This window comes from Enterobacter cloacae complex sp. FDA-CDC-AR_0132 (assembly GCF_003010695.1).
In the GTDB taxonomy this organism is placed as follows: Bacteria; Pseudomonadota; Gammaproteobacteria; order Enterobacterales; family Enterobacteriaceae; genus Enterobacter; species Enterobacter ludwigii.
Genome location: NZ_CP027618.1, coordinates 2,611,546 through 2,631,249 on the forward strand (window position 1 = coordinate 2,611,546; position 19,704 = coordinate 2,631,249).

At 55.3% G+C, this 19,704-nt stretch carries 19 protein-coding genes; 15 read left to right on the forward strand and 4 right to left on the reverse strand.

Going from position 1 to position 19,704, the window contains the following annotated elements; genetic code table 11:
* The first annotated feature begins 15 nt into the window (after positions 1–15).
* The 6 genes from brnQ (at position 16) to AM379_RS12640 (ending at position 8,087) form a co-directional block, all read left to right on the forward strand.
* Positions 16–1,335: a branched-chain amino acid transporter carrier protein BrnQ gene (brnQ, locus tag AM379_RS12615; protein ID WP_014168834.1), complete on the forward strand. Its 1,320-nt coding sequence runs from the start codon at positions 16–18 to the stop codon at positions 1,333–1,335.
* Positions 1,336–1,416: 81 nt separating this feature from the next.
* Complete coding sequence (proY, locus tag AM379_RS12620; protein WP_014168835.1) at positions 1,417–2,790, forward strand: proline-specific permease ProY; 1,374 nt, start codon at positions 1,417–1,419, stop codon at positions 2,788–2,790.
* A 153-nt stretch (positions 2,791–2,943) separates the two neighbouring features.
* Positions 2,944–4,761 (forward strand): maltodextrin glucosidase, encoded by a 1,818-nt coding sequence (gene malZ, locus AM379_RS12625; RefSeq protein ID WP_106503761.1) that lies wholly within the window; start codon positions 2,944–2,946, stop codon positions 4,759–4,761.
* A gap of 200 nt (positions 4,762–4,961) precedes the next feature.
* Positions 4,962–5,603, forward strand: a complete 642-nt coding sequence (locus AM379_RS12630) for a hydrolase (protein ID WP_020885231.1) — start codon at positions 4,962–4,964, stop codon at positions 5,601–5,603.
* A 48-nt stretch (positions 5,604–5,651) separates the two neighbouring features.
* On the forward strand, positions 5,652–6,197 hold the full coding sequence (locus AM379_RS12635; RefSeq protein WP_014168838.1) for an antibiotic biosynthesis monooxygenase: 546 nt from the start codon (positions 5,652–5,654) through the stop codon (positions 6,195–6,197).
* 21 nt (positions 6,198–6,218) lie between these two features.
* Complete coding sequence (locus tag AM379_RS12640) at positions 6,219–8,087, forward strand: amidohydrolase (protein WP_106503762.1); 1,869 nt, start codon at positions 6,219–6,221, stop codon at positions 8,085–8,087.
* Between the two features lie 70 nt (positions 8,088–8,157).
* On the opposite strand, the gene AM379_RS12645 is transcribed toward AM379_RS12640, so the two are convergent.
* The gene (locus AM379_RS12645) at positions 8,158–8,760 is read right to left on the reverse strand and encodes a peroxiredoxin (protein ID WP_014168840.1); all 603 of its coding nucleotides are present in this window, start codon (positions 8,758–8,760) and stop codon (positions 8,158–8,160) included.
* A gap of 127 nt (positions 8,761–8,887) precedes the next feature.
* A complete protein-coding gene (gene acpH, locus AM379_RS12650; RefSeq protein ID WP_020885229.1) occupies positions 8,888–9,469 on the reverse strand; it encodes an ACP phosphodiesterase in 582 nt (193 codons plus the stop codon).
* Between the two features lie 92 nt (positions 9,470–9,561).
* On the opposite strand from acpH, the gene queA reads away from it, so the two are divergent.
* From queA to AM379_RS12685, 7 genes are all read left to right on the forward strand, one after another.
* Entirely contained in the window at positions 9,562–10,632 is a 1,071-nt protein-coding gene (gene queA, locus AM379_RS12655; RefSeq protein WP_025204981.1) for a tRNA preQ1(34) S-adenosylmethionine ribosyltransferase-isomerase QueA, read from the forward strand.
* 53 nt (positions 10,633–10,685) lie between these two features.
* Positions 10,686–11,813 (forward strand): tRNA guanosine(34) transglycosylase Tgt, encoded by a 1,128-nt coding sequence (gene tgt / locus AM379_RS12660; protein ID WP_020885227.1) that lies wholly within the window; start codon positions 10,686–10,688, stop codon positions 11,811–11,813.
* 22 nt (positions 11,814–11,835) lie between these two features.
* Positions 11,836–12,168: a preprotein translocase subunit YajC gene (gene yajC, locus AM379_RS12665; RefSeq protein ID WP_000007630.1), complete on the forward strand. Its 333-nt coding sequence runs from the start codon at positions 11,836–11,838 to the stop codon at positions 12,166–12,168.
* Between the two features lie 27 nt (positions 12,169–12,195).
* Positions 12,196–14,043: a protein translocase subunit SecD gene (gene secD / locus AM379_RS12670; protein WP_014168844.1), complete on the forward strand. Its 1,848-nt coding sequence runs from the start codon at positions 12,196–12,198 to the stop codon at positions 14,041–14,043.
* Between the two features lie 10 nt (positions 14,044–14,053).
* Positions 14,054–15,025 carry a protein translocase subunit SecF gene (gene secF / locus AM379_RS12675; protein WP_106503763.1) on the forward strand — a complete coding sequence of 324 codons (972 nt, stop codon included), beginning with the start codon at positions 14,054–14,056 and terminating at the stop codon, positions 15,023–15,025.
* 142 nt (positions 15,026–15,167) lie between these two features.
* Positions 15,168–15,533 carry a VOC family protein gene (locus AM379_RS12680; protein ID WP_020885224.1) on the forward strand — a complete coding sequence of 122 codons (366 nt, stop codon included), beginning with the start codon at positions 15,168–15,170 and terminating at the stop codon, positions 15,531–15,533.
* Between the two features lie 14 nt (positions 15,534–15,547).
* Complete coding sequence (locus AM379_RS12685; RefSeq protein WP_032677509.1) at positions 15,548–16,228, forward strand: helix-turn-helix transcriptional regulator; 681 nt, start codon at positions 15,548–15,550, stop codon at positions 16,226–16,228.
* A gap of 48 nt (positions 16,229–16,276) precedes the next feature.
* Here AM379_RS12685 and AM379_RS12690 read toward each other — a convergent pair whose 3' ends face one another.
* Entirely contained in the window at positions 16,277–17,161 is an 885-nt protein-coding gene (locus tag AM379_RS12690; protein ID WP_025204975.1) for a nucleoside-specific channel-forming protein Tsx, read from the reverse strand.
* Between the two features lie 266 nt (positions 17,162–17,427).
* Positions 17,428–17,967: a DUF3251 domain-containing protein gene (locus AM379_RS12695; protein WP_025204974.1), complete on the reverse strand. Its 540-nt coding sequence runs from the start codon at positions 17,965–17,967 to the stop codon at positions 17,428–17,430.
* A gap of 152 nt (positions 17,968–18,119) precedes the next feature.
* On the opposite strand from AM379_RS12695, the gene nrdR reads away from it, so the two are divergent.
* Positions 18,120–18,569, forward strand: coding sequence for a transcriptional regulator NrdR (nrdR, locus tag AM379_RS12700; protein WP_008503337.1), 450 nt, complete (start codon positions 18,120–18,122; stop codon positions 18,567–18,569).
* A gap of 4 nt (positions 18,570–18,573) precedes the next feature.
* Positions 18,574–19,677: a bifunctional diaminohydroxyphosphoribosylaminopyrimidine deaminase/5-amino-6-(5-phosphoribosylamino)uracil reductase RibD gene (gene ribD / locus AM379_RS12705; RefSeq protein WP_020885222.1), complete on the forward strand. Its 1,104-nt coding sequence runs from the start codon at positions 18,574–18,576 to the stop codon at positions 19,675–19,677.
* The last annotated feature ends 27 nt before the right edge of the window (positions 19,678–19,704 follow it).

Below are 19,704 nucleotides of genomic sequence, written 5' to 3' on the forward strand. Positions count from 1 at the left end.
AGGCAGTAAGGTTTTATGACCCATCACTTAAAATCGCGTGACATCATCGCGCTGGGCTTTATGACATTTGCGCTGTTCGTTGGCGCAGGCAACATCATTTTCCCCCCAATGGTTGGCTTACAGGCGGGTGAACACGTCTGGACCGCTGCGTTTGGTTTCCTGATTACTGCTGTGGGTCTGCCGGTACTGACCGTCGTCGCGCTGGCGAAAGTCGGTGGTGGCGTTGATAGCCTCAGCACCCCGATTGGCAAAGTGGCCGGCATTCTGCTGGCGACCGTCTGCTATCTGGCCGTTGGCCCGCTGTTTGCGACCCCGCGTACCGCGACCGTATCCTTCGAAGTGGGGATTGCCCCGCTCACTGGCGATGGCGCGATGCCGCTGTTTATCTACAGCCTGATCTACTTCGCGATTGTGATTCTGGTTTCCCTCTATCCGGGCAAGCTGCTGGATACCGTGGGTAACTTCCTGGCTCCGCTGAAAATCGTGGCGCTGATTGTGCTGGCGGTTGCAGCCATCGTCTGGCCCGCAGGCCCGATTAGCGATGCGATGGACGCCTATAAAAACGCCGCGTTCTCCAACGGCTTTGTGAACGGCTACCTGACGATGGATACGCTGGGCGCAATGGTGTTTGGTATTGTTATCGTGAATGCCGCACGTTCCCGCGGCGTGACGGAAGCGCGTCTGCTGACTCGCTACACCATCTGGGCTGGCCTGATGGCCGGTGTAGGGCTGACGCTGCTGTACCTGGCGCTGTTCCGCCTGGGCTCAGATAGCGCCATACTGGTCGATCAAAATGCCAACGGCGCGGCGATCCTCCATGCTTACGTACAGCACACCTTTGGTGGTGCGGGTAGCCTGCTGCTGGCGGTACTGATTTTCCTGGCGTGCCTTGTCACCGCCGTGGGGCTGACCTGCGCCTGCGCTGAGTTCTTTGCTCAGTATCTGCCGCTCTCTTACCGTACGCTGGTCTTTATCCTGGGCATCTTCTCCATGGCGGTGTCAAACCTCGGTCTGAGCCACCTGATTCAGGTCTCTATCCCGGTGCTGACGGCCATCTATCCGCCGTGTATCGTGCTGGTGGTGCTGAGCTTCACCCGCCCGTGGTGGAACAACTCGTCGCGAATTATTGCGCCAGCCATGTTTATCAGCCTGATTTTTGGTATCCTTGACGGGATTAAAGCATCCGCCTTTGCGCAAATACTGCCAGCCTGGACACAGCGTCTGCCGCTGTCCGAGCAAGGCCTGGCCTGGTTGATGCCTACCGTTGTTGCACTGGTTCTGGCCATTATCTGGGATCGTGCTGCAGGGCGTCAGGTCGCATCGAACGCCCATTAATCAACGGCAACAAACTGTTTAACCACGGGGCTTAAGGCCCCGTGGTTTTTTGTTTTTTTCGAGTTGAATGGCAAGATTTAAATGGAAAGCACTAACAAACTCAAACGTGGACTCAGTACCCGCCACATTCGCTTTATGGCGCTGGGATCCGCTATCGGTACCGGTCTTTTTTATGGCTCGGCAGATGCCATTAAAATGGCCGGTCCCAGCGTTCTGCTGGCCTACATCATCGGTGGCGTGGCCGCGTATATCATCATGCGCGCCCTCGGGGAGATGTCGGTTCACAATCCGTCTGCCAGTTCGTTCTCGCGCTATGCGCAGGAAAACTTAGGCCCGCTGGCGGGCTTCATCACCGGCTGGACCTACTGCTTCGAAATTCTGATTGTGGCTATTGCCGACGTTACCGCCTTTGGCATCTACATGGGCGTCTGGTTCCCCGCGGTTCCGCACTGGATCTGGGTGCTGAGCGTGGTGCTGATCATCTGTGCCGTCAACCTGATGAGCGTGAAGGTGTTTGGCGAACTGGAGTTCTGGTTCTCCTTCTTCAAAGTTGCCACCATTATCATCATGATTATCGCGGGCTTCGGGATCATCATCTGGGGTATCGGCAACGGCGGTCAGCCAACGGGGATCCATAACCTCTGGAGCAACGGCGGCTTCTTTAGCAACGGCTGGCTCGGCATGGTGATGTCGCTGCAGATGGTCATGTTTGCCTACGGCGGGATCGAGATTATCGGCATTACCGCCGGGGAAGCGAAAGACCCGGAGAAATCCATTCCGCGCGCCATCAACTCAGTGCCAATGCGTATTCTGGTGTTCTATGTGGGGACGCTGTTCGTCATTATGTCCATCTACCCGTGGAACCAGGTGGGCACTAACGGCAGCCCGTTTGTGCTGACCTTCCAGCATATGGGCATCGCGTTTGCCGCCAGCATCCTGAACTTTGTGGTGCTGACCGCCTCGCTTTCGGCAATCAACAGTGACGTCTTTGGCGTGGGCCGCATGCTGCACGGAATGGCGGAGCAGGGCAGTGCGCCTAAGGTGTTTGCCAAAACCTCTCGTCGCGGCACGCCGTGGGTGACGGTAATGGTAATGACCGTAGCCCTGCTGCTGTCGGTCTACCTGAACTACATCATGCCGGAGAATGTGTTCCTGGTGATTGCGTCGCTGGCGACCTTCGCGACCGTGTGGGTGTGGATCATGATCCTATTGTCGCAGATTGCGTTCCGTCGCCGTCTGTCACCGGAAGAGGCGAAAGCGCTGAAGTTCAAAGTGCCGGGTGGGGTGGTGACAACCGCTGTCGGTCTGGTCTTCCTGGTCTTTATCATCGCCCTGATTGGCTATCATCCGGATACCCGTATCTCCCTTTATGTGGGCTGCGCGTGGATCGTCCTGCTGCTGCTGGGCTGGATGTTTAAATGCCGCCGCGACCGTCAGCTGGCGCAGGCACAGTAATCTTCCCTCTCCCCGCAGAGGGACTGGAAGGAGGCATCCGCTCTCGCTGATGCCTCCTCCCCCGTCCTCCTCCCTCAATAAACCTCGTCATGATGAGCTAACCTTAACCCCCCTGTGGCAAGGTGACGTCAATTTCATCAAAGGGGATTCGTGATGTTAAACGCCTGGCACCTTCCGGTTGCCCCATTTGTTAAGCAAAACAAAGACAACCTTGTGATTACGCTCTGGCTGGCGGGGGAAAATCAGCCTGAACGCGTGACGCTACGCGCCGAAATTGATAACGAAGAGACCGCGCTGAAAATGCATAAGCAGCGCAGCCAGCCGCAGCCCGGGATCACGGCGTGGCGGGCAAACATCGATTTAACCCGTGGACAGCCGCGTCGTCGCTACAGTTTTAAACTGCTGTGGAATAACCGCCAGCTGTGGTTTACCCCGCAGGGGTTTAGCCGTTTTCCGCCGGCCCGGCTGGAGCAATTTGCCGTCGATTACCCGGACAATGGCCCGCAATGGGTTAACGATCAGGTGTTTTACCAGATTTTCCCGGACCGCTTTGCCCGCAGCGAAAAGCGCACTGCAGACCAGGACAAGGTTTATTACCACCACGCAGCAGGTCACGACATTATCCTCAAAGCATGGGATGAACCGCTGACCGCGCAGGCAGGTGGCTCGACGTTTTACGGTGGCGATCTCGACGGGATCAGCGAAAAACTCCCGTACCTGAAAAAACTGGGCGTGACGGCGCTGTACCTTAACCCGGTGTTTAAAGCCCCGAGCGTGCATAAATACGACACCGAAGATTATCGTCATGTTGATGAGCAGTTTGGCGGCGATGCCGCGCTGCTGCGCCTGCGACAGAACACTAAAAACGAAGGGATGCGCCTGATTCTGGACGGCGTGTTCAACCACAGCGGGGATTCGCACGCGTGGTTTGACCGTCATAACCAGTCGATGAGCGGGGCATGCCATAACCCGGATTCGCCGCAGCGTAACTGGTACAGCTTTAATGAAGAGGGCTACGCGCTGGACTGGCTGGGCTACCCAAGCCTGCCGAAGCTGGATTTCCAGTCGCCTTCTCTGGTCAACGAAATCTACGGCGGTGAAGACAGCGTTGTCCGCCACTGGCTTAAGGCGCCATGGAACATGGACGGCTGGCGTCTTGACGTGGTGCATATGCTGGGTGAAGCGGGCGGAGCGCGTAATAACCTTCAGCACGTTGCAGGTATCACCCGCTCAGCGAAAGCCGCGCAGCCGGAGGCCTTTGTCTTTGGCGAGCATTTTGGCGATGCACGCCAGTGGCTGCAAGCCGATGCAGAAGATTCGGCCATGAACTACCGCGGTTTTACCTTCCCGCTATGGGGATTTCTGGCGAACACCGATATCTCTTACGATCCGCAGCATATCGACGCCGAAACCTGTATGGCATGGATGGATAACTACCGCGCCAGCCTGTCGCATCAGCAGCAGTTGCGGATGTTTAACCAGCTGGACAGCCACGATACCGCACGTTTTAAATCCCTGCTTGGCAAGGATGTGGCACGTCTGCCGCTGGCCGTTACCTGGCTCTTCACCTGGCCTGGCGTGCCGTGCATTTACTACGGTGATGAGGTGGGGCTGGAGGGGAACAACGATCCCTTCTGCCGCAAAACCTTCCCCTGGGATCCGGCGAAGCAGGACAAGGCGCTGCTCACCCTGTACCAGCGTCTGGCTAAGCTTCGTAAACAGAACCAGGCGCTACGTTACGGTGGCTGTCAGGTGGTGTATGCCCACGATAACGTGGTGGTGTTTGCCCGCGTCTACAACCAGCAACGCGTGCTGGTCGCCATCAACCGCGGAGAAGCCTGTGAAGTGGTGCTGGATGACTCTCCGTTGCTGCACGTGAAGGCGTGGCAACGCAAAGAGGGTAAAGGCACGATTCAGGAAGGCATTCTCTCCTTACCGGCCATTTCCGCCTCCGTCTGGTTCGGAAATTAATCGTCATCAGCAACCGGTTTATTTCCCGGTTGCTGAAAATTCCCCTAAGTTGTTCGGTTAATTTCAACAGAGGGGACAAATATCTTTACTATCCGCTCAATCAATTCTCGCTATACTCAAATTGCTTTATCAGTCAGGGCCCTTTCTCATATAGCACACCAAAACGTTGGCTTTTAACACATTGATTAAAAGGTACTTTTATGTCTATTCGTGAACTGATTGACCCGTCCAATTCCGTACTGATTTTTATCGATCACCAACCGCAAATGTCTTTTGGCGTGGCAAATATTGACCGTCAGTTATTAAAGAATAATACGGTGGCTCTGGCAAAAGCAGGCAAAATTTTTGATGTTCCGGTTATCTACACCTCTGTCGAAACAAAAAGCTTTAGCGGATACATCTGGCCAGAATTGCTGGCGGTTCACCCGGAGGTTAAACCGATTGAACGTACCTCTATGAACTCCTGGGAAGACGATGCGTTTGTTGCGGCAGTGAAAGCAACGGGCCGCAAGAAACTTATCATCTCAGCCCTGTGGACCGAAGTTTGCCTGACCTTCCCGGCGCTGATGGCTCTGGATGAAGGGTTTGAAGTTTATGTAGTGACCGATACTTCCGGCGGTACCTCCGTAGATGCCCATGAACGTGCGATTGACCGTATGGTTCAAGCGGGCGCGGTTCCTGTGACCTGGCAGCAGGTGCTGCTTGAGTATCAGCGCGACTGGTCTCGCAAAGGCACTTACGACGCGGTCATGGACCTGGTCCGTGAGCACAGCGGTGCTTATGGCATGGGCGTTGACTATGCCTACACCCTCGTTCACGGCGCGCCAGAACGCAAAGCGTAAACCTTTCAGGGCGGGGTTCTCCCGCCCATTAATGACCAGGAAACTATTATGGCGCACACATCGCATGTCACGCTGGTGATCACCCACACCTTGCTGCCGGGTCAGGCTGAGCGATACGAACAGTGGCTGGGTAAGATCATGCCCATCGCGGCGGAATTTCCGGGGCATCTTGGCGCGAACGTCATCCGCCCGACCGACGGACAACATCTGTGGACGGTGATAATCCGTTTCGACACCCTCGAACACCTTTCTGCATGGACCCAGTCCGATACCCGTAATGCGCTGGTAAAAGAGATTGAACCGCTGCTGGCGGAAGGCGATAAAACCGAAGTGCGTACCGAGGCGGCGTTCTGGTTTACTCCACCGGAGCCTCATGTGCGTAAGCCTAAACAGTGGAAACAGTTTCTCATTACCCTGCTGGTTATCTTCCCCAGTACCAACCTGGTGCCGCTGGTGACCGGTGCGTTGCTTCCTGGCCTGAAAGGTACGTTGTTGCTGCATCTGATTAACGATGCCTGTGTGGTCGCGCTGGTGGTCTGGCTGTGGATGCCCATCGTGACCCGTCTGTTTGCCGGATGGCTCAAAAAAGCCTGATTCGGCTGAAAGGAGTACGTTATGTCTCAAACTGCCACACTGATCTTAACCAAAGGTAAGATCCATACCCTCGATCGCGAAAACCCGCTCACGGAAGCGGTGGCTATTGCTAACGGCAAGATCCTGGCGACGGGCAACCACGATCGCATTATGAGCTATGCGACGCAGGGAACGCAGATTGTCGATCTGAAGGGAAGTACGGTGATCCCCGGGCTTAACGATTCGCACCTGCACCTGATCCGCGGCGGGCTGAACTACAACCTCGAGCTGCGCTGGGAAGGCGTACCGTCGCTGGCGGATGCGCTAAGGATGTTGAAAGATCAGGCCGATCGTACACCTTCACCTCAGTGGGTTCGGGTGGTGGGCGGCTGGAGCGAGTTTCAGTTCGCCGAACGCCGGATGCCGACCATCGAAGAGCTTAACGAGGCGGCACCGGATACGCCAGTGTTTGTCCTGCACCTCTACGATCGTGCCCTGCTTAACCGCGCCGCGTTGAAAGCTGTCGGCTACACCAAAGAGACGCCAAACCCGCCGGGCGGGGAGATTGTGCGTGATAACCACGGCAACCCGACCGGGCTGCTGATCGCTAAACCTAACGCGATGATCCTCTACGCCACGCTGGCAAAAGGACCGAAACTCCCTATGGAGCAGCAGGTTAACTCCACGCGCCAGTTTATGCGTGAGCTTAACCGTCTGGGGCTGACCAGCGCCATTGATGCCGGCGGCGGCTTCCAGAACTACCCGGAAGATTACGAGGTAATTGCCGAACTGCACGCCAAAGAACAGATGACGGTGCGTATTGCCTACAACCTCTTCACCCAGCGCCCTAAACAGGAGCTGGAGGATTTTGAGCGCTGGACCGATATGCTCAAACCGGGGCAGGGCACAGACTTTTATCGTGCGAACGGGGCAGGAGAGATGCTGGTCTTCTCGGCGGCGGATTTTGAAGATTTCCTCCAGCCGCGCCCGGATCTGCCGCAAGGGATGGAAGACGAGCTGGAACGCGTGGTGCGCCACCTGGTGGAAAACCGCTGGCCGTTCCGGTTGCATGCCACCTATGACGAATCCATCAGCCGGATGCTGGATGTCTTTGAGAAGGTGAACCGTGAGATTCCGTTTAACGGCCTGCACTGGTTCTTTGACCATGCGGAGACCATTACCGAGCGTAATATCGAGCGCGTCAAAGCGTTGGGGGGCGGTATTGCGGTGCAGCACCGTATGGCGTTCCAGGGCGAATATTTCGTCGACCGCTACGGCAAAGAGGCGGTGAAACACACGCCGCCGGTGGCGAAAATGCTGGAACTGGACGTGCCGGTTGGGTTAGGAACCGACGCAACCCGTGTGGCGAGCTATAACCCGTGGACGGCGCTCTACTGGCTGGTCTCCGGGCGAACCGTCGGCGGCCTGGCGATGTATGACGACAATAACCGCCTGCCGCGTGAGGTAGCGCTGGAGCTGTGGACCGCAGGCAGCGCGTGGTTTTCCAGCGAGCAGGGTAAAAAAGGCCGTCTGGTTGAAGGGCAGCTTGCGGACCTTGTGGTGCTGTCGAAAGATTACTTCAGCGTGACGGAAGAGGAGATCAAGGGCATTGAATCGGTGCTGACCGTTGTGGATGGCAAGGTCGTGTATGCCGCCGGTCATTTCAGTCCGCTGTCACCGCCGCCGATCCCGGTTGTGCCGTCGTGGTCACCGGTCGTGAAAGTCCCGGGGCATTACCGCTCTGCGCCGCCTGCAGCCAGTAAAGTGGGGGCGGTGGTACAGATGCACCAGTGCATTGGTAGCTGCGGAGTGCATGGCCATGCGCACGGCATTGCGCGGCAATCGGATATCCCGGTATCTGATGACCAGGCATTCTGGGGCGTGCTGGGGTGTTCGTGCTTCGCGTTTTAACATGTGAAGAGTGAGATCGTACAAAACAAAAAGGCCCGCTGATGCGGGCCTTTTCCGTAAACCGTGCCGATTACAGGCTGGATACGTTCTCAGACAGGTATTTAGCAACGCCGTCCGGAGACGCGTTCATACCTTCTTTACCTTTTTCCCACTGAGCCGGGCACACTTCACCGTGCTCTTCGTGGAACTGCAGCGCGTCAACCATGCGCAGCATTTCGTCGATGTTACGACCCAGTGGCAGATCGTTAACAACCTGGTGACGAACGATGCCGTTTGCGTCGATCAGGAAAGAACCGCGCAGTGCAACACCAGCGTCCGGATGTTCGATACCGTAAGCCTGCTGGATTTCGCGTTTGATGTCCGCAACCATTGCGTATTTCACCGCACCGATGCCGCCTTTGTCGACAGGGGTGTTACGCCATGCGTTGTGTACAAATTCAGAGTCGAAGGAGACGCCTACAACTTCTACGCCACGCTTCTGGAATTCTTCGTAACGTTTGTCGAATGCGATCAGCTCAGACGGGCAAACGAAAGTGAAGTCCATTGGCCAGAAGAACAGAACGGTCGCTTTACCGTTGGTGTGCTGTTTGAAGTTGAAGTTTTCAACGATTTCACCGTTGCCCAGAACTGCTGCAGCTGTAAAATCCGGAGCCGGACGAGTTACCAGAACCATGTGATTCTCCTGTAGATACTAAGGTTATTTGGAACGCAACGCCGCCCAGTATAGAGAGTGTTCATTGATAAGACAAAGAGGCGCTAACAATCGTTCAGCAAGCTTTCACCTATCAATGGCATTTCTGTTATAGCTGTTTGTTTTTCGCCTGGGTCATCATACGCGGGTAGAACTGCCAGAACCGCGTCTCCAGCGCCTCGTAGTGGGCGTCCAGGTCATGCCAGGAGTCGCGCAGCGCGTCGAGTCGCGGTCGACGACTCGCCATCCCGTTTAACACATTCTGTATAAAGTCCATCTCGCGATAGCGCTCAAGCCAGCGTTCTGACCAGAGATAGTTATTCAGATTCACAAAGCGCGGCGGCGAGTCCGGCAAAATAATGGACACCTGCTGGTGGGCATAACGCACGAACGCGTTTAGGGGCATCTCAGGAGAGAGTGTTTCCCAGTGCCGCGAGAGGAAATGGTCCCACATCACATCGAGCGTGATTGGCGCAACGCGCCGCGTTTCAGGGCGGAACCACGCTTTGGCTTCATGGACTTCTGGCAGGTTATCGGTCAGTACGTCGATACGGCGATGCATAAAAATCCCGTCGACAACCTCTGCGGAGTACGCGTCGGCGGGATTACCGCGCACGAAATCGGCCAGCAGATTGCCGGAAAGAGAGCTGTCAGCGAGATGAGCAAGATGCAGGTGAGCGAGAAAATTCATGCGTTTTATTTGTCCAGGGGCGGCTAGTTGTTGCAGCAAAAGGGTGTGAGCACTAGACTATGCCGCCTGTTTTTAAGTCACGAGTATACGTCATGCGCGTCGCCGATTTCTCCTTTGAACTACCTGAATCCCTGATTGCTCACTACCCAATGCCTGAGCGCAGTAGCTGTCGTTTGCTGTCACTGGATGGGCCGACGGGCGAGCTGACGCACGGTACTTTCACCGATTTGCTCGACAAGCTCAACCCTGGCGATCTGCTGGTCTTTAACAATACCCGCGTGATCCCGGCGCGTCTGTTTGGCCGTAAAGCCAGCGGCGGCAAGATTGAAGTGCTGGTCGAACGTATGCTTGATGATAAACGTATTCTGGCACATATTCGCGCCTCTAAAGCGCCGAAGCCGGGTGCAGAGCTGCTGCTTGGCGATGATGAGAGCATCCGTGCAACCATGACCGCGCGTCACGATGCGCTGTTTGAGGTGGCGTTCAATGACGAGCGCACGGTGCTCGACATTCTGAATGCGATCGGCCATATGCCGCTGCCCCCTTACATCGAGCGCCCGGACGAAGAGGCTGACCGCGAGCTGTACCAGACCGTCTATAGCCAGAAACCTGGCGCGGTCGCCGCGCCGACGGCGGGTCTGCATTTTGATGAACCGCTGCTGGAAAAATTGCGCGCGAAAGGTATCGAGATGGCCTTCGTGACCCTGCATGTCGGTGCGGGTACGTTCCAGCCGGTGCGCGTGGACAGCATCGAAGACCACATCATGCACTCCGAATATGCCGAAGTGCCGCAAGAGGTGGTAGATGCTGTTCTGGCCGCCAAAGCACGCGGTAACCGCGTTGTGGCAGTGGGCACCACGTCGGTACGCTCCCTTGAGAGCGCCGCGCAGGCCGCCAAAAATGACCTGATTGAGCCTTTCTTTGGCGATACGCAGATCTTTATCTACCCGGGCTATCAGTACAACGTGATTGATGCCCTGGTAACCAACTTCCATCTGCCTGAATCAACGCTGATTATGCTGGTGTCCGCTTTTGCGGGTTATCAGCACACCATGACGGCGTACAAGTCTGCGGTAGAACAAAAATATCGCTTTTTTAGCTACGGGGACGCGATGTTTATCACGTACAATCCGCAGGCTTTGAATGAGCGTGTCGGGGAATAAGTCCGCGGCACCGTTTTACAACGTTGGACTGTTTTTCTGACGTCGGAGAAAAAATGAAATTTGAACTCGATACCACCGATGGTCGCGCACGTCGCGGCCGCCTGGTGTTTGATCGCGGCGTGGTGGAAACCCCCGCGTTTATGCCTGTGGGCACCTACGGCACCGTAAAAGGGATGACGCCGGAAGAAGTGGAAGCCACTGGCGCACAGATTATCCTCGGCAATACCTTCCACCTGTGGCTGCGTCCTGGTCAGGAGATCATGAAGCTGCACGGCGATTTGCATGACTTCATGCAGTGGAAAGGCCCGATCCTGACCGACTCCGGTGGTTTCCAGGTCTTCAGCCTGGGCGACATCCGTAAGATCACCGAGCAGGGCGTACACTTCCGTAACCCGATCAACGGCGATCCGATTTTCCTCGATCCTGAAAAGTCTATGGAGATTCAGTACGATCTCGGCTCTGATATCGTGATGATCTTCGACGAATGTACGCCATACCCGGCCGACTGGGATTACGCGAAACGCTCCATGGAGATGTCGTTGCGCTGGGCGAAGCGTAGCCGTGACCGCTTTGACTCCCTGCAGAACAAAAATGCGCTGTTCGGTATTATCCAGGGCAGCGTTTACGAAGATTTACGCGATATCTCTGTTAAAGGTCTGGTAGAGATAGGTTTTGATGGCTACGCTGTCGGCGGTTTGGCTGTGGGTGAACCGAAGGAAGACATGCATCGCATTCTGGAACATGTCTGCCCACAAATCCCGGCAGATAAACCCCGTTACCTGATGGGTGTGGGTAAACCTGAGGACCTGGTTGAAGGTGTGCGCCGCGGCATTGATATGTTCGACTGCGTTATGCCAACCCGCAACGCGCGTAACGGTCATCTGTTTGTGACCGATGGCGTGGTGAAAATCCGTAACGCGAAGCATAAGAGTGACACCAGCCCGCTCGATTCCGAGTGCGATTGCTACACCTGTCGCAATTATTCTCGCGCGTACCTGCATCATCTTGATCGTTGCAATGAGATTTTGGGCGCGCGTCTCAATACCATTCATAATCTTCGTTATTATCAGCGCTTAATGGCTGGTTTACGCAAGGCTATTGAAGAGGGTAAATTAGAGAGCTTCGTGACCGATTTTTACCAACGTCAGGGTCGAACCGTTCCACCTTTGAACGTTGATTAATTTTAATAATGAGGGAATTTGAATGAGCTTTTTTATTTCTGATGCGGTAGCGGCAACAGGTGCTCCGGCGCAGGGCAGCCCGATGTCTCTGATTCTGATGCTGGTTGTGTTCGGTCTGATCTTCTACTTCATGATCCTGCGCCCACAGCAGAAGCGTACCAAAGAGCACAAAAAGCTGATGGACTCCATTGCCAAAGGTGATGAAGTGCTGACCAACGGTGGTCTGGTCGGTCGCGTAACCAAAGTGGCTGAAAGTGGCTACATTGCTATTGCCCTGAACGACACCACTGAAGTGGTTATCAAACGTGACTTCGTAGCTGCCGTTCTGCCGAAAGGCACCATGAAGGCGCTGTAATCCCAACTTTTCCCAAAGGGAACTGCCGTGTTAAACCGTTATCCTTTGTGGAAGTACATCATGCTGGTCGCCGTGATTCTCGTCGGCCTGCTGTACGCGCTTCCCAACCTGTATGGTGAGGATCCGGCTGTTCAAATCACTGGCGCGCGCGGTGTCGCCGCCAGTGAGCAAACGCTGATCCAGGTCCAGAAATCGTTACAAGAAGAAAAAATTACCGCTAAGTCTGTGGCTCTGGAAGAGGGCGCAATTCTTGCTCGCTTCGACACCACCGACACGCAGCTCCGCGCTCGCGAAGTGCTGATGGGCGTGCTGGGTGATAAATACGTCGTGGCGCTTAACCTTGCTCCTGCAACCCCGCGTTGGCTGGCTGCGTTGAATGCAGAGCCAATGAAACTCGGTCTTGACCTGCGTGGCGGTGTTCACTTCCTGATGGAAGTGGATATGGATACCGCGCTCGGCAAACTGCAGGAACAAAACATTGACAGCCTGCGCAGCGATCTGCGCGAAAAAGGCATCGCTTACACTACCGTTCGTAAAGAAGATAACTACGGTATGAGCATCACGTTCCGCGACAGCGCGGCGCGCGATCAGGCTGTAGATTACCTGACTCAACGTCACCGTGACCTCGTGATCACCTCTCAGGGCAGCAACCAGCTGCGCGCGGTGATGACCGATGCTCGCCTGAAAGAAGCCCGTGAATACGCCGTTCAGCAGAACATCAATATTCTGCGTAACCGTGTAAACCAGCTGGGTGTTGCTGAGCCACTGGTACAGCGTCAGGGTGCTGACCGTATCGTGGTGGAACTCCCGGGGATTCAGGACACGGCACGTGCGAAAGAGATTCTGGGGGCAACTGCCACGCTGGAATTCCGTCTGGTTAACTCCAACGTCGATCAGTCCGCTGCCGCCGCTGGCCGTATTCCGGGCGATTCGGAAGTGAAACAGACCCGCGAAGGTCAGCCAGTTGTGCTGTACAAACGCGTGATCCTGACCGGTGACCACATCACCGACTCCACATCCAGCCAGGACGAATACAACCAGCCGCAGGTTAACATCTCGCTGGATAGCGCGGGTGGTAACATCATGTCTAACTTCACCAAGGACAACATCGGTAAACCGATGGCAACCCTGTTCGTGGAGTACAAAGACAGCGGTAAGAAAGACGCAAACGGCCGCGCGGTGCTGGTGAAAGAGGAAGAGGTGATTAACATCGCCAACATCCAGTCTCGTCTGGGTAACAGCTTCCGCATCACCGGTATCAACAACCCGAACGAAGCGCGTCAGCTTTCACTGCTGCTGCGTGCCGGTGCGCTGATTGCACCGATTCAGATTGTTGAAGAACGTACCATTGGTCCAACGCTGGGGATGCAAAACATCAAGCAGGGTCTGGAAGCGTGTCTGGCCGGTCTGGTGGTCTCCATCCTCTTCATGATCTTCTTCTATAAGAAGTTTGGTCTGATTGCGACAAGCGCACTGGTTGCGAACCTGGTGCTGATTATCGGCATCATGTCTCTGTTGCCGGGGGCGACGCTGACCATGCCGGGGATTGCCGGTATCGTCTTAACCCTTGCGGTGGCGGTCGACGCCAACGTACTGATAAACGAACGTATCAAAGAAGAGTTAAGCAACGGTCGCTCTGTTCAGCAGGCGATTGACGAAGGCTACAAAGGGGCATTCAGCTCCATCTTCGATGCGAACGTAACAACACTGATTAAGGTTCTTATCCTGTATGCAGTGGGGACTGGCGCTATCAAAGGCTTTGCGATCACCACCGGTATCGGTGTTGCAACGTCAATGTTTACCGCTATTGTCGGCACCCGTGCCATCGTGAACCTGCTGTATGGCGGCAAGCGCGTCAAAAAGCTGTCTATCTGAGGAGTGCGTTGTGGCACAGGAATATACTGTTGAACAATTGAACCACGGCCGTAAAGTCTGGGACTTTATGCGCTGGGACTACTGGGCTTTCGGCATTTCAGGTTTACTGCTGATCCTCTCCCTTATCGTGATGGGCGTGAAAGGCTTTAACTGGGGTCTTGATTTCACCGGTGGTACGGTAATTGAGATCTCCCTGGAAAAACCGGTCGATATGGACCAGATGCGCCAGTCTCTGCAGAAAGCGGGCTTTGAAGAGCCGTTGCTGCAGAACTTCGGCAGCAGCCGTGACATCATGGTGCGTATGCCGCCGGTGCACGATGCGAACGGCAGCCAGGAGCTGGGCAGCAAGGTTGTTAACGTGGTTAACGAAACAACCAACCAGAATGCGACGGTTAAGCGTATCGAGTTCGTCGGGCCAAGCATAGGTGCTGACCTGGCGCAAACCGGTGCGATGGCGCTGCTGGTGGCTCTGATCTCCATTCTGGTGTACGTCGGTTTCCGCTTTGAGTGGCGACTGGCGGCGGGTGTGGTTATCGCCCTGGCGCACGACGTGGTGATCACCATGGGCATACTGTCTCTGTTCCACATTGAGATTGACCTGACAATCGTGGCATCCCTGATGTCCGTTATCGGTTACTCACTGAACGACAGTATCGTGGTATCTGACCGTATTCGTGAAAACTTCCGTAAGATCCGTCGCGGTACGCCGTACGAAATCTTTAACGTGTCGTTGACACAGACGCTGCACCGTACGTTGATCACATCCGGAACCACCTTGATGGTGATCCTGATGCTGTTCCTCTTCGGTGGCCCGGTACTGGAAGGCTTCTCGCTGACCATGCTGATCGGTGTCTCTATCGGTACGGCTTCGTCTATCTACGTCGCCTCCGCACTGGCTCTGAAACTTGGCATGAAGCGCGAGCACCTGCTCCAGCAGAAAGTCGAGAAAGAAGGGGCGGATCAGCCGTCTATTCTGCCGTAAGACGACGTGTCGTTCGTTCCCGAAATCCCGGTCTGTTGACCGGGATTTTTTTTATCTGCTCCTGCCAAACACTCCTGACAGTATGCTGTCAGGAGCCCTGTCGTAGACTCTTTTCGAACCCAAACAACAGGCAGGAGGATGTATGAAAAGTGTGATTAACTGGTTTGAAATTCCGGTCGCCGATATGGATCGCGCTATCAAATTTTATGAACCCGTGATGCAGGTACAGCTGAGACGAGAGAAAATGGATGTGGCTGAGTTAGCCGTTTTCCCGCATGACGATCCGGCCACCGGCGGCGCGCTGGCAAAATTTGAGGGCATTACACCGTCCGTACAGGGCGCTATTATTTACCTGCATACTGACAACCTGGCGGCAACGCTCGATCGCATCGCGTCTGCGGGTGGCGAGTGCGTGTTTGGTCCGCTGGAATTGCCGCGTGGCATTGGCACCATAGCCTTGTTTACCGACAGCGAAGGTAATCGCGTCGGCCTCCATCAACCTGCCTGAGAGCTGAATACGATATGACCCGACGCGCTGACCGTTTGTTTCAGATTGTGCAGATCCTGAGAGGCAGGCGTCTGACAACGGCAGCGCATCTGGCGGACAGGTTGAGCGTATCGGAACGGACCGTATACCGTGATATCCGCGACCTGTCGCTTTCCGGCGTGCCGGTGGAAGGGGAGGCGGGAAGCGGCTATCGACTGATGTCGGGTTTTGACTTACCTCCGCTGATGCTGACGAACAAAGAATCTGAAGCGCTGATGGTCGCCATCCGTCTGCTGAAAACCTGGGGGGGCGACTCGCTCTCGCGTGAGCTTGAGTCGGCGCAGGAGAAGGTACTGGCGATCCTGCCCGAGGAGAGCCGACGTAAGGCGGAGCAGACGCGGATATATGCGCCGGATATTGCGCTTCAGCCGCATTCGCGCAGCGACTTTGATATTATTCATCAGGCTATTTCTGCCCAGTGCGTACTGGCGCTGCATTATCGTGATGAAGCCGGGCATCTGACATGGCGCGACATTCAGCCGCTGGGGCTGTTCTTTTGGGGAGAACACTGGCTGCTGGCCGCGTGGTGTGAACGGCGTGATGACTACCGTTGCTTCCGGCTCGACAGGTGTCTGAATATTACGCTCACGCAGAGGCGTTTTAGCGAAAGCGCGGAGCGATCGCTGGCGGATTTTCTGCGCAAGGTGAAGCAATAAAAAAGCCAGCATATCAGCTGGCTTTGTCCGTTTTTGCCTTCTTTCACATCAGAAGTTGTAACCGACAACCAGGTAACCACCCCAGCCGGTAGAACGTACGCTGAAGTCGCCATTGCCGAAGTTCAGGCTTGCGTCATCGTTCCACTGACCGCCGTTATGCCAGTAACGCGCAACAACGGAGTAGTGCCAGTGATCGTAGTTCAGCGCCAGGATGTGGCTGGAGGCGATGGAGTCGTTGGTACGCGCTTTCTTACCGTTCAGGTCACGGAAGTCGTTGTCGCCCAGGTCTGAACCCCAGTCAAAGTTGGTGAAACCGATATAGCTCAGGTTACCGCCCCACAGCTGGGTAATTGGCACAAAGTATTTCACTTTGAAACGGTAGCCATCCCACTCGTTTTCGTTCGCGGCACCGTAGTTCTGCCACTGGTATTTCGCATAGACGTTCAGGGACAGGCTCATTGGCAGACCGGTGTCGATGTCGGTACCCAGACCCATATACCAGGTACTCTGACGACCGGACGCGTTACGGCCCATGTCGTAGATGTAGTTGTTCGCGAAGTACCACTCTTTGAATGGACCAAACGCCAGGCTGGTGCCCGTCAGCTTATCAATGGAGAAGCGGGGTTCGATCTCCATGAACAGGGGTGAACCGTGGTTCCAGATACCTTTCGCATCGGTGTTACCGCCGAAGAAGACCGGTGCATCCATATAGCCGTAGAAATCGAACCAGTCTTTCTTGGCGAAGGCTTCGTACTCCAGGTAGGTATCGTTGCGGATCTGTGGTCCGAAACGGGTGTGATAGCTGCCGACCACGTTAACGCTCTGGTGCCACCAGTCGGAGAGGTATTGTGGTTTATCGTTTTCCGCTGCGTTAACAGTGAAAGTGGAGGAGAGTGCCAGCACGGCGCCAGCCGCGAGTAATGTTTTTTTCATAATCATGCCACTGATTGAAATTCCCTTCCGGGAGTGAAAAATGCGCGAATTGCGTTTCTAAATATTTCGTGTTTCTGCGGAGCCTATTATAGGAATCCTTGCTCACAAAAATATGTGTTGTTTCACATATCTCTCACACGCGTAATCGATTGCGTTCACGTTTGCGTACTTTAAACGGCGGGGATTGTAGCGGCAATGATTTCTGTTGCCAATCTTTGCGGATTGTAAATGTTAGCGGAGTGACATTGCACTCCGCTGAAAGGGGATTATTGCGCGGCGGGCTGGATATCGTGAATGCGGATGAAACCTAACTGATCCGGCGTAAGTCCGTTCAGCTGGATCGGAATGTCAACATCGCTCGGGGCCAGCACGCTGGCGGGAGCGGTGAACAGCTGGCTCTTCACGTTCACTTCCTGATAGTTCTCGGTGGTGCCCTGAATCTGCCCCCACTCTACGGTGCCGCTAAAGGCTGGCAGAGGATCGTTGGATTCCCCCTGAATGCGTAATGTTGCGCGAGTACCATCCGCATTGGCCGCCACGTTAACCAGCGACATTTTCAGCGTGCCAATCTGGCTGTTAAGGCGCGCCGGGGTGTTAGACCCGGGCAGCAGATAAACCCCGCTACTGGATTTGGCATTCAGCGCGTTTTGCTGGGTGATCTTCACGGTTTCTTTGTTCAGTTTGTCCATCGCGGTATTGAGCGTATTCACGCTTTGTTTCATTTGACGGACTTCGGTTTGCTGTGCACAGGCGCTAAGGGTAAACAGACTCCCCACCAGCAATATTTTCAGGTAACGTCTTGTCATTGCGTTTATTTCCTTGAAATAACGGATCTCCGTAATGGTAGCCAGCATCGCATCAACAGGCATAGATCCTTTGTCTCAAAAAGCTCTTCCTTTGTTGTCAGGCCAGATCAGGGTAAAATGAAAATCAGTTAACCACATATCAGGGATACCGTATGCATTGCCCATTCTGCTCCGCTGTGGATACCAAAGTTATCGACTCTCGCCTTGTGGGCGAAGGGTCTTCCGTACGCCGCCGCCGGCAATGTCTGGTGTGCAACGAGCGTTTCACGACCTTTGAGGTTGCAGAGCTGGTAATGCCGCGCGTGGTAAAAAGTAACGACGTGCGTGAGCCGTTTAACGAAGAGAAACTGCGCAGCGGGATGCTCAAGGCGCTGGAAAAACGCCCTGTCAGTGCAGATGACGTCGAAATGGCGTTAAACCACATAAAATCTTACCTTCGTGGTTTGGGTGAGCGCGAGGTGCCAAGCAAGATGATTGGCAACCTGGTGATGGAGCAACTGAAAAAGCTCGATAAGGTCGCCTATATCCGCTTCGCCTCTGTGTACCGCAGTTTCGAAGATATCAAAGAGTTTGGCGAAGAGATCGCCCGCTTACAGGATTAAGCTCATGCAGGATGAGATTTACATGGCGCGAGCCATGAAGCTGGCGCAGCGCGGTCGTTTTACCACCCATCCCAACCCTAACGTCGGGTGCGTCATTGTCAACGATGGCGAGATTGTGGGCGAAGGGTTTCACTACCGCGCCGGTGAGCCCCATGCCGAAGTTCATGCCCTGCGCATGGCCGGCGAAAAGGCGCGCGGTGCAACGGCCTACGTGACGCTGGAACCCTGCAGCCACCACGGCCGTACCCCGCCGTGCTGCGAAGCACTCATTGCGGCGGGTGTCGCGCGCGTTGTCGCGGCGATGCAGGATCCCAATCCGCAGGTTGCCGGACGCGGCCTGTATCGACTGCAGCAGGAAGGAGTTGATGTCAGTCACGGTCTGATGATGCAGGATGCAGAAGCGATCAACAAAGGCTTCCTGAAGCGCATGCGCACCGGGTTCCCGTACATTCAGCTTAAGCTTGGGGCCTCACTGGATGGTCGTACGGCGATGGCGAACGGCGAGAGCCAGTGGATCACCTCTGCGCAGGCAAGGCGCGATGTGCAACGTCTGCGCGCGCAAAGCCATGCTATCCTCACCAGCAGTGAAACGGTTCTGGCTGATAATCCTGCCATGACCGTGCGCTGGGATGAACTGAATGCCGATACCCAGGCGTGCTACCCGCAGGAAAACCTGCGTCAGCCGCTGCGTATTGTCATCGATAGCCAGAATCGCATCACGCCTGCGCACCGCATCGTGCAACAGCCGGGCGAAACCTGGATTGCACGCACGCAGGACGATGCGCGTGAATGGCCGCAAGGCGTACGCAGCATCATGGTGCCAGAGCATAACGGGCACCTCGACTTAGTGGTGCTGATGATGCTGCTTGGTAAGCAACAGGTGAACAGTATCTGGGTAGAAGCGGGGCCGACGCTGGCCGGCGCGCTGCTGCAGGCCGGGCTGGTGGATGAGCTGATTGTCTACGTAGCACCTAAACTGTTGGGTAACGATGCGCGTGGTCTGTTTGTGCTGCCGGGTCTTGAAAAACTTGGTGATGCACCGCAACTCAAATTTAGCGAGATTCGTCCGGTGGGCCCGGATGTCTGCCTCCATTTAACGCCAGCGTAATTGCTCCTGAAATAGGGAAGCAGTGCG